This window comes from Brevibacillus sp. IT-7CA2 (assembly GCF_949767855.1).
Classification (GTDB): domain Bacteria; phylum Bacillota; class Bacilli; order Brevibacillales; family Brevibacillaceae; genus Brevibacillus.
This window is the reverse complement of sequence record NZ_CATKQT010000033.1, coordinates 102,090-114,756: the sequence shown is the minus strand read 5'-3', so window position 1 is coordinate 114,756 and position 12,667 is coordinate 102,090. Positions and strand designations below refer to the sequence as shown.

The window sequence follows — 12,667 nt, the reverse complement described above, 5'->3', positions numbered from 1 at the left end:
CAAGCTTAGAGCCTTCCCGCTTTTCTAGGTTTTTCTCATCTAGTAATCTCAAAGCCCGAGTTAGCCTCTCGGGCTTTTGTTCTTTGTACGTGGGAATTTTTTATTTGCAGCAGCCATGTTTCTTTTTGTGATGCTTGCGGTGGTCGTCATCATCTTCGTCCTCGTCATCTTCTTCATCTTTGTCTTCGTCGTCGTCATCTTCGTCTTCATCATCTATGTCATTCTTCTTACAACAGTGATGGTCATGTTTTTCAAAGCATTTGCAATCATCGCGTTTGCAGCAACAGCAGTGGTCGTGGCAATGTTCATGCTTTTTGCAACAGCAATGCGGCTCATCGTAATGACTGTGTTTTTTGTAGCAGCAGTGAGGCTCATCGTAATGACTGAGTTTTTTGTAGCAGCAGTGAGGCTCGTAGTAATCGTCGTGTTTCTTGCAGCAGCAGCGGTGGTCGTAATATTTGTCGTGTTTTTTGCAACAGCAGTGGTGGTCGTAATATTTGTCGTGTTTTTTGGCGCAACAGTGGTGGTCGTGTTTGTCGGGTTTTTTGCAACAACAGTGGTGACCGTGGTGTTTGCCCTGTTTTTTGCACTTTCTTGTCATTGCGCTCCCTCCTTTCGTTAGCCATCACTACTATTCATACGGTTTGTCCAGAGAAACGCTTGTATGATAGCCCCCTATGAAGAGCCCCTTTTTTCCAAACAAAAAACAGGACACGTCTCAAGCATGTCCTGTCTTTCTGCGTTTTTCTTCAAGTTTAGCATGTTCGTACTCTTCAGGTGTGTTGACATTAAAAACAGCCCAAGGGTCCAACCATTCATCAGGCAAGGGCACCACACGCAGCTCATCTAAAGTCCGCATCAGTTTTCGCTGTCCATGCAACAGCGCCTGCTCCCAGTTCGTCTGTGTTCTCCGATGGTACACTGCACATAATGGATGGATTCGTCCCTCTGATTGGGCGATAATCACATCCCAATCGTTTCTCTCCATCGCAAATTCAATGAGTTTGGCTATTTGCACACGATCCATAAAAGGAAGATCACAGGAGAATACCAGCAAAGCATCCTCGGAACTTACGCGAAAGGCAGTAACCAGTCCACTGACAGGGCCGCAGGATGGTACCAGATCAGGTGTAATTGTGACGGGCTGTTCATCAATTTGTTCCTTTTGTGTCACTTGAGTGTCCGAAAAATCGTTCGCTACAATGAAACAAGACAAGCCAACCGCTTGTACTTCTTTTACTAGCTCTGTTAAAAAGGTTCCGTCCCTCCACGGTAAGTTTTGCTTTGGCGAGCCCATTCTGCTGCTTTTTCCGCCCGCTAAAATAACCGCACCGATACGCAGCTGCTGCATAAATTTCCTCCTGGGTGTTGACAATAATCTTTATTAGTTTATAATAAGTTTAAACAAATAATAATTATAAACAAGGAGAGATTCTCGATGGAAAACACACTCTATAGCGTATTAAATAAACAAGTGGCGAACTGGACAGTCCTCTATACGAAACTACACAATTTTCACTGGAATGTAAAAGGACCTCACTTCTTTACACTCCACGCGAAATTTGAAGAATTGTACAACGAAGCAGCAGCGAATCTCGACTCCCTCGCTGAGCGTGTCCTCTCCATCGGTGGAAAGCCTGTAGCGACTTTGGCTGCATGTCTGAACGCAGCGAGCATCACCGAAGCAGAAGGAAGCGAAACAGCTGAGCAAATGGTAGAAACAATCGCGAGAGACTTCTCCATTCTTGTAGATGAGCTGAAACTGGCTATGGAAACAGCAGACCAAGCCGACGATGAAGCGACAGCCGATATGCTGTTGGGAATCCGCAGTGGCCTGGAAAAACACATTTGGATGCTCAAGTCCTTCTTGTAATAAGCAAGTAAATCAATAGACACCAAAAGGCGATTGTGCATAGACACATCGCCTTTTTTGGGTCTTGCCTCCCGTGAAACTGCTTATCCACCCTGGTTGCCTAGAGTGAAAAAATCAGTTTCCGCCCGTCCTTTTCTACTTTTACTTGGGGTAGATACTTTAATGACTTCTGTACACCAATGTAGGGACTCGCAAACTCAACCTGGTGCCGTGCTTTCAAAACGGAGCAGAGATCAACCAATGACATTGGAGACATCGCTTCCCGTAACAGGTTTTCGATGTGCTTCGCAACTTCCAAATAATCGTGACGAATGTGCGCCTTTCTCACCTTCATTCGCTTCATCAGATCGTCGGAAAATTCCTCTGTTGGCATAGTTTCATCCTCTGAGCTTTCATCGTCTCCGATCCCTGCTTCGTTATCCAACTCGCGAATGCGGCTCAAAAGCTGCTTGATGTCAGCTCCCAACTGCTTGTCCTGATCGACATACTGTCGACGCAGTGCCATACGTTGCTCTAGCATGGCCTGCAATGTCATTTGTAACGCTTTCCGTTCGTTAAACATTGCGTTATGTATTCCCCTTTTCGCAAAAAGTAGAATGATGGAATTATACCCAATGATAATATAATTCTCACTAGTTGGAAACGGAAAATTGAAGTGCCTAATCATAGCCATACGTTTCCAAAATAAAAAGATAGCTTTTTACAAAGCCGTAATCTGCTTTCGTAAAAAGCTATCTGCATTTTTAAAGATATTTACAGATTGTTCAACGAGAGAGTGTAATCGGAATTTCCAAAAGAAATGAGTTTAATGTAGTATGTTTCACCAGCAACAACATCAAATTCTGCTTCACCCGTACTCTCTGCAAGGCTGGTAGTTAGGTCCGAAGTCCATACAACGTATGGAGCTACTGATTGGTTCTTATTGGTTAGGTTCGTTCTCATTTTTCCAGTTTGGTTTGCTACAAAAACAAAAACATCATCATCATTGTTATCTGCTGTCCCTGAAATAGATGAGTTAACCTCTAAAGTATCCGCCGTTGCAATAGTATCGTTAGGCTCTGTTTCCGTATTCGCAGCAAATGCGGATGAGGATAGTGCAAATACTAGTGTCAATCCGAGTAAGATTTTTTTCACGATGTTTGCCTCCTATATTATGGAATAATTAGAATATACCATTATATTCAAAAAATGTCAAAATATATTGTTTTTTGAATTTATTTGTTGTTTTTTGTCAGAATTCCACAAAAAAGACCCATCCAATAATGGACAGGTCTTTTGGGTCTTTCTATTACATCATCAAGCTGCCTTCTCTTCACTCAATCGATCCGTAATCACCGCTATCGCACCATCCCCCGTTACGTTACAAGCAGTACCGAAGCTATCCTGCGCGATGTACAAAGCAATCATCAACGAAGTCAACGTGGTAGTAAATCCAAGCATGGACTCCATCAATCCGAGTGCTGCCATGACTGCTCCGCCCGGCACACCTGGTGCGGCGATCATCGTTACGCCCAGCATCAAGATGAACGGAAACATCACGCTAAAGGATGGCGTCATGTCATTTAGCATCATGACTGCCATGGAACAGCTGACAAGCGTAATCGTGCTTCCGGAAAGATGGATCGTCGCACAGAGTGGAACGACGAAATCTGCGATCTTTTCGCTCACACCGTTTTTCTTGGTTTGATTCAGTGTCACAGGAATGGTGGCCGCAGATGATTGTGTCCCAATCGCTGTGAAGTAAGCGGGAAGCATATTTTTCATCAGCGTGAATGGGTTTTTGCGTCCCATCTGGCCCGCAATCAAGTACTGCACGAATAGATAGAATAGATGCAAGGCAATAATCATAACGAAAACTTTAACGAATACGGACAAAATCATGGTGACTTGTCCACCATAGGTCAGGTTGGAAAATACAGACAGGATATGTAATGGAAGCAACGGGATCATGACGGAAGCGATCAGCTTCTCTACGATATCTCTCAAGTCTACCATCACATTTTGCAGGGCGTTCCCTTTGATGACAGTCGCTCCAAGACCAAGGGTGAAGGCGAGCAACAATGCTGTCATCACACCTACAATCGGCGGCATGTCCACGGTAAAGAACGGCTTCACCAGTGCTTTCTCCGGGTTGGCATACTGATTCACCAGTCCACCTACCTCAAGAATATGTGGAAATATACTCGTACTGACCAAATAAGCAAGCGCTCCTGCAAGGATCGTAGACAAGTAAGCAACCCCCGTGGTTACCCCAAGCAAGCGCCCTGCCCCTTTGCCCAGCTCACCAATGCCTGGGGCGATAAATCCAATGATAATCAACGGAATCGCAAATCCGAGGAAATTTCCAAACAGGCCACTAAATGTAGCCAATCCTTTCACAACCCAAATCGGCGAAATGGAGCCGATCCCGATCCCGAGGACAATGGCGATGAGGATTTTGGGTAGTAAACCTAGCTGTTTCATGACTTGAACCCCCGTTACGTGTTGGTAAATTATGTCCACGTGGAATGGACTGTGTCTCTTTTGCGTGGACTAATGAATAACAAGGTAACACATCCGGGATGAGATTGTCATGAATCATAAAAAAGTAATAATATTTAAATTAAAGAAAAACCCCCAAGGAGCGTTGCTTACTCACTTGGGGGAACGATATTATTTGGCGCAAACCACTTGGCGAAATTCTTCTTCGATATCTGCCAGCACGCGCATGGCATCTGCAAGCTCTTTCTCATTCTTTTCTACGGTCAGTATGTGACAGCGTCCGAATTGCTTCGCCTGCTTCTCTTTGATCGCCGCCAGCTCTGGTTCATGCTTCGAGAAAAATCCAGCGAAATCCAGCGCTCGCCTCGCCCCTAGCTGGAAAGCAAAATAGGATAAGTGGCCCATTTCCGCTGGCGAAAGTCCACCTTCATCTTCCATCCGCTTCACTACACGCAAGATCGCTTCCTTTCCGTATAGGATCGAAGGGTTTGGCTCAGCTGCTGCGCTTTCCTGATAGATCCCTTGGTATAAACGAAGCGCATTTGCAACCAGCTCCTCCTCTGTCGGACTGCCTACACGCTTTGGTGCAGTCCAATAATGATAGGAAAAGAGACCATCAAAGATTTTCTCAGCCTTCCACGCCAAGACAAACTGAGATAACGGCAGGCTGACAAAAGGAAAACCTGCGGGATCATGCACGTAGATCGCTTGATCATCCATCTCGTACGCAAGAACAAAATGATCAGCACCACCCAAGTACTGAGCATTTGGGTTATACGTCAGGTAGCCCATATCAAGCGGTCCGAGCAACACGGGCCCCTTATCCAAATCACGCCGTAATTCCGCCAACGGTGGCTCGCCTTCCGCATCTCCTGATCTTTCCGTCCAACGAAAACCAAGCAGTTCTAGCGCATGACTGACACCACGGTCAGGAATCACTTGTCCGAAATAAATGACTTTTTGCTCCTCATACCAGATGGCTCCGACTCCCACGCCGGAAAGTACCTCGAGTACGGCAGGCGATACCTTTTCCCCAATTGTCTCCAAAAGCATTGATGATGAATTTGCGTAGCAGTAGTGGCCGCTTCCAATATAAGATAGCATGCTTTTCTCCCTCTTTCTCGTCAATGTATGGCTTACCTATCATTGACTTCGGGTCGCATGTTTTTCTGACAACGCTTTGCAAATTCTTCTCGTTTACGCGAAATATTTTTTGAAAAACTCCATCTTCTCATTCACGAAAACATCATCCGATTCGCTGCTACCCATGATATGAGGATCATGCATGCACAGCCCCATTAGCCACAATTGGCGAATGCCTGTCATAAGCGACACCGCAGCCTGATCGTTTTCAGATAAGAGACGAACTTCGGTATACCCTTTTAGAAAAGCATTCCACAGCGCCTCCACCAATTCGTCATCTTCTTCGATCAATATTCGGCTCAGCTTGAAAGCGGCCAGATCATACGCCCGCCAGCCATATCCGCACAGGTCGAAATCAAAGTGGGTACAGGTGTTGTCCTCGCAAAAATTCGTATTAAAATTCCCTTGAAGGTCTCCGTGGCAAATCCCCCAGTCTAGTCCCGCACGGATATGCTCGTTCAGCTTGGTTTCCAGCTCAATCGCCAGCTTTTGGAGAAATTGAAAATCCTCCTTCCGATGTTGCAGACGTGCCTCGATGATCGCTAACGGGCGATGAATCAACATCTTGGCGTCTCACACCTCGCGAGCTTGTTGTGTGGAAAAACCTTCTGCTTTGACATGCAACTCAGCAACGGCTCTGCCAAACCGTGCGCTCAGTTCCTCGCTATCGATCTCCTGCTCCTTGCCACAGGCATACGTGAACAACGCACCAAAGCGATTGCCTTCTACTGCTTGCAATCTCAAGACATGCTTTCCTGAGCCGTCCGCAATTGGCACAGAAACAGATACTCCTTGTCTATTCAAATGAAGCAACAGCTCCATCTCGAAAGTGACTGCTGCTTCCTCTGTTCGCCAATCGCTGCGATACAGCCTGAATATTCGTTTTTGATCGATTGTCTCCACGAGGTACGTATCGTTCATGCCTCGAAGCATGTAGTGTACCGATTGTATTTGTTCGGTTGGATATGCTTCCTGAAGTACTTTCTGTAATGCTTTTTCACAGATGGTTGAGTAGACGACGGGTAAATGCATAGTCATGCTGCTCCATTTTGCTAAGTATTAGTAAGTTATTATGGAAGACGTGTGAATGGGGAAAAGGACACAGCAAGTAAAAAAGGACCTTGAAGGGCTAAAAGCCGATCAAGGTCTGGTACAAGCTGCAACGATTTGCCCCCTTTGCTGAATAAGCTCTTCAAGGAATCGGGCAACATAAGTAATGGATTCGTATTCGTCACGCTCATCAGAAGGTTTGATGTCAAAAATGTTATTTCTTCACTTTTCCTTTGATCTCGCGCAATTCCTCGAGGATCAGATCGTATTTGTCGCCGTATTTGTCCAGCAAGTCTTGTAAACGCCCCTCCCGCTCGCGATTTGCTTTCATAATATAAAACAACAACCAGACAAACAAAGCAGCAAATGGCCCTTGCTGAAGTAATACGGTTGTTACTTGATCTTCCATGTTTGATCTCCCCTTTGTCACTGTACAGAACGTGCGTTCCTACATCGTCCTTATCTGTATTTTGTACAAAAGGCTTGTACATAATTCGTTGAAAACAAAATTAATATCCATACTTTTCTTTTTCATTCTCATTTAGTACAATAAATTTGTACATCCTCACAGGAAGGACTGGCACGCTCATGCTATCTCAGCGCTTACGCACAGCTCGTAAGACAAAAGGTCTGACCCAGGAAGAGTTGGCAGAGCATGTCTGCACGACCAAGGGGACGATCAGTAACTACGAGAACAACCACAGCACACCACCGAATGACATGCTACGGCAATTGGCTGATGTGCTGGACGTCACGACCGATTGGTTGTTGGGCCGCACAGATGAAGTCACGGCCTATATTCTCCCCGCAACTGAGCAGACTAATAAACGTTCGTTGGACGAGCTCTTGCAGGAAAAGATCGATGACCCGGACGACTACTATTTCCTAGACGGGTATCTGGACGCTTCGGAAGAGGAGAAAAAAGAAATTCGTCGCTACTGGTACGACTTGAAGAAACAGTGGAAAGTCCGTAAAGTACGCGAGGAACGACCTCCGTCTTTGTTTGACATCACGGAAGACATCAAAAAAAAATAAAAATAACCCCAGTGCGGGGTTTTCTTTTCAGCGCAAAACAGAACACACGTTCCTCACCATTCATTTAGGAGGTCCTTGATGCTTCACTCCCTTTTGAAAGAAATCTGCGAACCGCAAACATGGCTCGAGAGTCGCGTGTACTTGTTGCTTAAGCATCACGGCATCGACCAGCCCGAACAAATCGATCTGCATCTGCTGTGCGAGACGTACGGCATCGAGATCCATCACATTTGCGGCAGGAGTCGTGCACACGCGCATCCCTTTTCTCCGGGACGTTATGTCATTGCGGTGGACGAGCGACTCGATCCGGCTACCCAGCGGGTTAAAATCGCGCATGAGCTCGGACATTTGCTCCTTCATGAAGGCATTCAGCCCCAGAGCAGCGAATGGATGATTGACTGGCAAGAATCGCAGGCGAATCATTTTGCCGAGCATTTGCTGCTTCCCATCTACATGATGAGCCCCCTGCTTGCCGATTGCTCGCGATACAACGCTCCAGCTATGTTGGCTCAGCGCTTTCAGGTGCCGATGCCTCTTGCTCGCGCCCGTTTTGAGCGCATACTGAGCAGACTGTATGCCAAAGGCTTTCCCGTCTATGGGTAATTAAAGACGCTATTATGTAGGAGGCGATACCTGATGAAACGAGTCTTTATTGCCGGAGATGCATACACGACTCATTTTTTTGATCTCGCCTTGGACCAAGACGAGGAGCTGTCACTGTTACCCTCCTTGCAGGTAGCCAGCTATCACGTGGCCCACTTTGCTCTCATCATGCGAGATGATGGCCTTCGTGGTCTCGGTATTTTTCCCGGAGATGCTCTCTTGATCTCAGACTTTTCGATGGAGCCTGTAAAAGACAGACCTGTGTTGATCCGACAGGAGGGGCAGTTCCTTGTGCGCATCGCAGCAGACATCAATCCATTGGAATGTCTGTTTACAACCACACGTGAGCAAGACACCCCCATGCTACTCCCCTCGGAAAACATTCGCATTACAGGTGTTGTATCCGGTATTATTCCACATTCATCATCGTAACCTCATTAAGCAGCCAATCCTTGATTGCTGCCACCGTTTGCTGCCACTGCTCTTGCGGGGTAATGGCAGCGGGCTGGTCGCCCTCCTGCGATCCATAGCTTCCGAACTGGGAGTGGTTCCCCCCTTCTATGGACATGTACACGGTACGATCCGGCAAATATTGCTTACTCTCCATAAACCTTTCGATATTGATCACTCCATCGCGAGACCCGAGCAAAGACAGTACAGGTAAATTCACCTTCTTCAAGTTCCCCTGACTGTTCGGATACGCTCCCAGTAAAAACACGCCGTTGATTCGGTCCGGGTGGTTTGCTGCGAATTGAGCTGCCATAGTACCACCAAGCGAATGTCCTCCGATGACAAACGTTTTATTCGGGTACGCCTTCAATACTTGTGTGGCTCGCGTCATATCACTTACAGCCAAATTCAGCGGCATTCGTGCGAGAAAAACATGGTAGCCGGAGCCTGCCAAGGCACGGGCAATCGGTGCATAGCTCTCCGGTTTGACCAGTGCTCCCGGATATAAGATGAGTCCCGGTTCGCGTGACTCCCCGCCTTGGAAAATAATCCAGTCATTCGTATCCATGACCGTAATCCCTTCACCGCCTTGCATGGCCGTTAACGCTGCCTGATCAGGCTGATATGGCTGCAAATACCATATAGCCAGACAAATCGCTCCAAGTGTCACCAATACGAGTGCCTGTAACCACTTTTTGCGTGCTTGACTCATCCCACCCACCTCGTTTCCGTTCCCATGTATATGCTACTTATTATGTCTCAAACATAGAAAAAACCGTCAGAGACAAAATCCGGACGGTCGTTGGTACTGGCTCCATTAGCCTTTTTCCTTTTGCCGCTCGCGAAAACGGCGCACCTTCATCAAGTTTCCGCACATTTTGTCATCACACCAGCGGCGCACCCGGTTGCGGCTTTCATCATAAAACACCCAGCGGCAATCCTCGTTGTCACATATTTTGATTCGCTCCAGATGCTGCGGGGCAAGCAACTCTGCGAAAGAAGCTGCAATTTGTGCCATGACGAGGGGCCAGCCCTCTGCTTGGCTGGATTGCTTTTGCCTGTAGCTACCCTCCTCTTCTACATACAACACCTGCATATGAAAAGGGGCGAGAGCCAAAACTCTGTTCAATTCCTCAAGGTCCTCCTCTTGGATTCGGTCTCCACGGACAACGGCTTCCAGCATACGTCGCAAACGTTGGCGCAGCTGCAAAAGTGAAGCGGCACACTCCTCATTCATCGGCAGCGGAGCGGTTAGCTTGTATGTTTGCAAAAACGATGACAGCCATTCCTGGTTCTCCAAACGATTTTCCCAACGACCAGAACCTCGCCAATCCCGCCAATCACTATTTAAAAAATCGATACAAAGCCAGTCCATGTCATCATCTCTCCTGACTAAACCCCTCATTTTTCTCTCTTGTATGACCATATAGGATATGGTAATCTTTATATGTAACTACCGTAATATGATTAGTTGGTTACACCTTTGTTTCTTACTGCTATTATAGCGTTTCATCAATCTGTTTCACAGACGAGGAGGAAGCGTATGAATCGGAAGGATTTGCTTTTGCACGGATGGGAATGTACGTATGACAAGGAAGACTGGTATCCACCCTTAAAAGAAGCGCTTTCCGGAGTATCAGTAGCGGAGGCCAACTGGCGCCCTGTGGGAGAAGCAGCCAACACAATCTGGGAAAACGTCAGCCACCTTCTTTATTACAAAGAACGCCTGTTGCATCGTCTACTGGGCACTGAATTTCTTGGCTCCGCTGAGACGAACGATGATACCTTCATCCCATCCGGCGGTCCGAATGACGAAGACGCTTGGCAAGCGACCCTCTTGCGCATGGAAAGCGTCCATCGCCACATTCATGAAAAGCTTTCCTTGCTGACGGATGAGGAGTTAAACCAGACGGCTACCTATACGCCCATTTACCAAACCGTGATGAGTCTGGTCCTGCATGATGCGTTTCATACGGGACAAATCGTCCAAATTCGCAAGCTGCAAGGCTCCTGGCCTGCCAGACGCTCTTTTGAATAACAAAATTTCACATTGATTAATCATAAACAATCCTTTATAGTTGATGAATCACATAACTTCATACATGTTATCCTCATCTTTCACGGTGAGGATAGAGGTCGCGGCTTTTATATCATCCTGTACGAGATTCAGAGAAAATCAATGACTCCAGGTAAGGAAAATCCGCCGAAGCTCATATCGCGTCTCTGTGCGATTGGGTTGGGGCTGTACTCGAAAGGGGCAGAACTGTCACGTTTGCATGCCAAGCAAACGTGGTGAGCTATCTTCAGTGAAGGCTTGGTGGGGATTGGATGATACCGCCCTATGCCATTTTTTTGGCTATGGCGGTTTTTTCGTTTCCGACCTTCCTTCTCAAAAATCATGAAAGGTCGTGCAAGCAGCTTATGTCACAAAATCAATTGCAACGTGGTTTAAAAGCCCGACACCTGACGATGATCGCTATCGGCGGCTCGATTGGGACGGGATTGTTTCTCGCGAGTGGAGGCTCGATCCATTCCGCCGGACCAGGTGGAGCTTTAGTCGCCTATCTCGCCATTAGTATCATGGTTTACTTTTTAATGACCAGCTTGGGGGAAATGGCAGCCTTCATGCCTGTATCCGGTTCGTTTTCGACGTATGCCACACGGTTCGTCGATCCATCTCTCGGTTTTGCTCTCGGCTGGAACTACTGGTACAACTGGGCCATTACCATTGCCGTCGAGCTGTCAGCTTCCGCACTCATTATGAAATATTGGTTCCCGGATACCCCAGCGATAGTGTGGAGCGCTTTGTTCCTCGGATTGCTGTTTGCCTTGAATCTCCTGTCAGTGAAAGCCTATGGAGAATCTGAATATTGGTTCGCCTTGATTAAAGTAGTAACAGTAATCGTCTTTATTATTGTAGGTGTGTTGATGATTTTTGGCATTATGGGCGGCCAAGCAGTCGGCTTCCAAAACTTCACCAAAGGCGACGCGCCATTCAATGGCGGCTTCATGGCCCTGCTCGGTGTCTTTATGATTGCCGGATTCTCTTTCCAAGGGACAGAGCTGGTTGGTGTCGCAGCTGGGGAGAGCGAAGACCCTGCCCGCAACATTCCAAAGGCCATCCGTCAAATTTTTTGGCGCATCCTACTCTTCTACATCCTCGCTATTTTGATCATCGGGTTGTTGGTTCCATACGATAATCCAAATCTGATCAGTGGCGACCTTACGGATATTGCGATCAGTCCGTTTACGATTGTATTTGAAAATGCCGGATTTGCTTTTGCAGCATCCGTCATGAATGCCGTTATTCTCACGTCAGTATTGTCTGCTGGTAACTCTGGCATGTACGCCTCTACACGCATGCTGTGGAACTTGGCGAAAGAAGGAAACGCACCAAAATGGTTCGCAAAAGTAACAAGTAACGGCGTACCGATCAATGCCTTGATCTTGACTGCGCTCATCGGCGCCCTTGCTTTTCTGTCCTCTTTGTTTGGGGAAGGCGAAGTGTATGTATGGCTTTTGAATGCTTCCGGTATGTCAGGCTTCATCGCTTGGCTGGGAATTGCCATTAGTCACTACCGTTTCCGCAAAGCGTATATCGCTCAGGGCCGTGACTTAAGTGAATTACCTTATCGGGCAAAGTGGTTCCCGTTTGGACCGATTTTTGCCTTCATCATTTGCTGTATCGTTATTTTCGGGCAAAACTACTCCGCATTCATGGGTGGAATGATCGACTGGTATGGCGTCCTGGTCTCTTACATTGGCCTGCCACTCTTCTTAATCATTTGGCTCGCTTATAAAATCACGCAAAAAACCAAGCTCGTCCCTCTAGAACAAGTAGACTTCAGCATGGATGAATACACGAAATAATCGAAGAAAAAAATACGGACTTCCGTTATCTGAACGGGAGTCCTTTTTCCTGTTTGCCAGCATATTAAAAACTGACTAAAAATAGCCGATAGTATAGACAAGAAGCAATTGAGATCCGTTTCCTTCCGTTCTCACAACTCATACCAGTCATCTGATAAAAGG

At 46.9% G+C, this 12,667-nt stretch carries 16 protein-coding genes, 1 pseudogene and 1 riboswitch; of the genes and pseudogenes, 7 read left to right on the top strand and 10 right to left on the bottom strand.

Features of this window, described 5'->3' with window-relative positions:
- The first annotated feature begins 115 nt into the window (after positions 1–115).
- Positions 116–622, top strand: a complete 507-nt coding sequence (locus ACM6JA_RS17160; RefSeq protein WP_414853294.1) for a hypothetical protein — start codon at positions 116–118, stop codon at positions 620–622.
- Positions 623–718: 96 nt separating this feature from the next.
- On the opposite strand, the gene ACM6JA_RS17155 is transcribed toward ACM6JA_RS17160, so the two are convergent.
- Entirely contained in the window at positions 719–1,351 is a 633-nt protein-coding gene (locus tag ACM6JA_RS17155) for a molybdenum cofactor guanylyltransferase (RefSeq protein ID WP_414853292.1), read from the bottom strand.
- Positions 1,352–1,438: 87 nt separating this feature from the next.
- Between ACM6JA_RS17155 and ACM6JA_RS17150 the strand changes: the two genes are divergently transcribed.
- A complete protein-coding gene (locus ACM6JA_RS17150) occupies positions 1,439–1,873 on the top strand; it encodes a Dps family protein (protein ID WP_414853291.1) in 435 nt (144 codons plus the stop codon).
- Positions 1,874–1,973: 100 nt separating this feature from the next.
- Here the strand turns inward: ACM6JA_RS17150 and ACM6JA_RS17145 are convergent, their stop codons facing one another.
- The 7 genes and pseudogenes from ACM6JA_RS17145 to ACM6JA_RS17115 form a co-directional block, all read right to left on the bottom strand.
- Positions 1,974–2,435 (bottom strand): hypothetical protein, encoded by a 462-nt coding sequence (locus ACM6JA_RS17145; protein WP_414853290.1) that lies wholly within the window; start codon positions 2,433–2,435, stop codon positions 1,974–1,976.
- A 191-nt stretch (positions 2,436–2,626) separates the two neighbouring features.
- Positions 2,627–3,007 (bottom strand): hypothetical protein, encoded by a 381-nt coding sequence (locus tag ACM6JA_RS17140; RefSeq protein ID WP_414853289.1) that lies wholly within the window; start codon positions 3,005–3,007, stop codon positions 2,627–2,629.
- Positions 3,008–3,169: 162 nt separating this feature from the next.
- Entirely contained in the window at positions 3,170–4,336 is a 1,167-nt protein-coding gene (locus ACM6JA_RS17135) for a dicarboxylate/amino acid:cation symporter (RefSeq protein ID WP_414853288.1), read from the bottom strand.
- Positions 4,337–4,525: 189 nt separating this feature from the next.
- A complete protein-coding gene (locus tag ACM6JA_RS17130; protein ID WP_414853287.1) occupies positions 4,526–5,458 on the bottom strand; it encodes a hypothetical protein in 933 nt (310 codons plus the stop codon).
- A 93-nt stretch (positions 5,459–5,551) separates the two neighbouring features.
- Positions 5,552–6,418, bottom strand: a pseudogene (locus ACM6JA_RS17125) (homoserine kinase).
- A gap of 149 nt (positions 6,419–6,567) precedes the next feature.
- Entirely contained in the window at positions 6,568–6,738 is a 171-nt protein-coding gene (locus tag ACM6JA_RS17120; protein WP_414853286.1) for a hypothetical protein, read from the bottom strand.
- 23 nt (positions 6,739–6,761) lie between these two features.
- Positions 6,762–6,956, bottom strand: a complete 195-nt coding sequence (locus ACM6JA_RS17115; protein WP_414853285.1) for a BhlA/UviB family holin-like peptide — start codon at positions 6,954–6,956, stop codon at positions 6,762–6,764.
- Positions 6,957–7,135: 179 nt separating this feature from the next.
- On the opposite strand from ACM6JA_RS17115, the gene ACM6JA_RS17110 reads away from it, so the two are divergent.
- From ACM6JA_RS17110 to ACM6JA_RS17100, 3 genes are all read left to right on the top strand, one after another.
- Positions 7,136–7,582, top strand: coding sequence for a helix-turn-helix domain-containing protein (locus ACM6JA_RS17110; protein WP_007722539.1), 447 nt, complete (start codon positions 7,136–7,138; stop codon positions 7,580–7,582).
- Between the two features lie 78 nt (positions 7,583–7,660).
- A complete protein-coding gene (locus tag ACM6JA_RS17105; RefSeq protein ID WP_414853284.1) occupies positions 7,661–8,185 on the top strand; it encodes an ImmA/IrrE family metallo-endopeptidase in 525 nt (174 codons plus the stop codon).
- A gap of 33 nt (positions 8,186–8,218) precedes the next feature.
- Complete coding sequence (locus tag ACM6JA_RS17100; RefSeq protein ID WP_414853283.1) at positions 8,219–8,617, top strand: hypothetical protein; 399 nt, start codon at positions 8,219–8,221, stop codon at positions 8,615–8,617.
- Here ACM6JA_RS17100 and ACM6JA_RS17095 read toward each other — a convergent pair.
- Positions 8,595–9,347, bottom strand: coding sequence for an alpha/beta fold hydrolase (locus ACM6JA_RS17095; RefSeq protein WP_414853282.1), 753 nt, complete (start codon positions 9,345–9,347; stop codon positions 8,595–8,597). The genes ACM6JA_RS17100 and ACM6JA_RS17095 overlap by 23 nt on opposite strands.
- 105 nt (positions 9,348–9,452) lie before the next feature.
- The gene (locus ACM6JA_RS17090) at positions 9,453–10,010 is read right to left on the bottom strand and encodes a CGNR zinc finger domain-containing protein (RefSeq protein WP_414853281.1); all 558 of its coding nucleotides are present in this window, start codon (positions 10,008–10,010) and stop codon (positions 9,453–9,455) included.
- A gap of 168 nt (positions 10,011–10,178) precedes the next feature.
- On the opposite strand from ACM6JA_RS17090, the gene ACM6JA_RS17085 reads away from it, so the two are divergent.
- Together ACM6JA_RS17085 and ACM6JA_RS17080 are read left to right on the top strand one after the other, a co-directional pair.
- Positions 10,179–10,673 (top strand): DinB family protein, encoded by a 495-nt coding sequence (locus ACM6JA_RS17085; protein ID WP_414853279.1) that lies wholly within the window; start codon positions 10,179–10,181, stop codon positions 10,671–10,673.
- Between the two features lie 84 nt (positions 10,674–10,757).
- Positions 10,758–10,943: riboswitch (Lysine riboswitch) on the top strand.
- 113 nt (positions 10,944–11,056) lie between these two features.
- Positions 11,057–12,505 carry an amino acid permease gene (locus ACM6JA_RS17080; protein WP_414853278.1) on the top strand — a complete coding sequence of 483 codons (1,449 nt, stop codon included), beginning with the start codon at positions 11,057–11,059 and terminating at the stop codon, positions 12,503–12,505.
- Positions 12,506–12,667: the final 162 nt, after the last annotated feature.

What these genes read in the sequence shown, in the direction of transcription:
- ACM6JA_RS17110 (WP_007722539.1), top strand. Translation starts at nt 7,136, where the DNA reads ATGCTATCTCAGCGCTTACGCACAGCTCGTAAGACAAAAGGTCTGACC.
- ACM6JA_RS17120 (WP_414853286.1), bottom strand. Translation starts at nt 6,738, where the DNA reads ATGAGCGTGACGAATACGAATCCATTACTTATGTTGCCCGATTCCTTG.
- ACM6JA_RS17160 (WP_414853294.1), top strand. Translation starts at nt 116, where the DNA reads ATGTTTCTTTTTGTGATGCTTGCGGTGGTCGTCATCATCTTCGTCCTC.
- ACM6JA_RS17135 (WP_414853288.1), bottom strand. Translation starts at nt 4,336, where the DNA reads ATGAAACAGCTAGGTTTACTACCCAAAATCCTCATCGCCATTGTCCTC.
- ACM6JA_RS17150 (WP_414853291.1), top strand. Translation starts at nt 1,439, where the DNA reads ATGGAAAACACACTCTATAGCGTATTAAATAAACAAGTGGCGAACTGG.
- ACM6JA_RS17115 (WP_414853285.1), bottom strand. Translation starts at nt 6,956, where the DNA reads ATGGAAGATCAAGTAACAACCGTATTACTTCAGCAAGGGCCATTTGCT.
- ACM6JA_RS17090 (WP_414853281.1), bottom strand. Translation starts at nt 10,010, where the DNA reads ATGGACTGGCTTTGTATCGATTTTTTAAATAGTGATTGGCGGGATTGG.
- ACM6JA_RS17105 (WP_414853284.1), top strand. Translation starts at nt 7,661, where the DNA reads ATGCTTCACTCCCTTTTGAAAGAAATCTGCGAACCGCAAACATGGCTC.
- ACM6JA_RS17095 (WP_414853282.1), bottom strand. Translation starts at nt 9,347, where the DNA reads ATGAGTCAAGCACGCAAAAAGTGGTTACAGGCACTCGTATTGGTGACA.
- ACM6JA_RS17155 (WP_414853292.1), bottom strand. Translation starts at nt 1,351, where the DNA reads ATGCAGCAGCTGCGTATCGGTGCGGTTATTTTAGCGGGCGGAAAAAGC.
- ACM6JA_RS17080 (WP_414853278.1), top strand. Translation starts at nt 11,057, where the DNA reads ATGTCACAAAATCAATTGCAACGTGGTTTAAAAGCCCGACACCTGACG.
- ACM6JA_RS17085 (WP_414853279.1), top strand. Translation starts at nt 10,179, where the DNA reads ATGAATCGGAAGGATTTGCTTTTGCACGGATGGGAATGTACGTATGAC.
- ACM6JA_RS17100 (WP_414853283.1), top strand. Translation starts at nt 8,219, where the DNA reads ATGAAACGAGTCTTTATTGCCGGAGATGCATACACGACTCATTTTTTT.
- ACM6JA_RS17145 (WP_414853290.1), bottom strand. Translation starts at nt 2,435, where the DNA reads ATGTTTAACGAACGGAAAGCGTTACAAATGACATTGCAGGCCATGCTA.
- ACM6JA_RS17130 (WP_414853287.1), bottom strand. Translation starts at nt 5,458, where the DNA reads ATGCTATCTTATATTGGAAGCGGCCACTACTGCTACGCAAATTCATCA.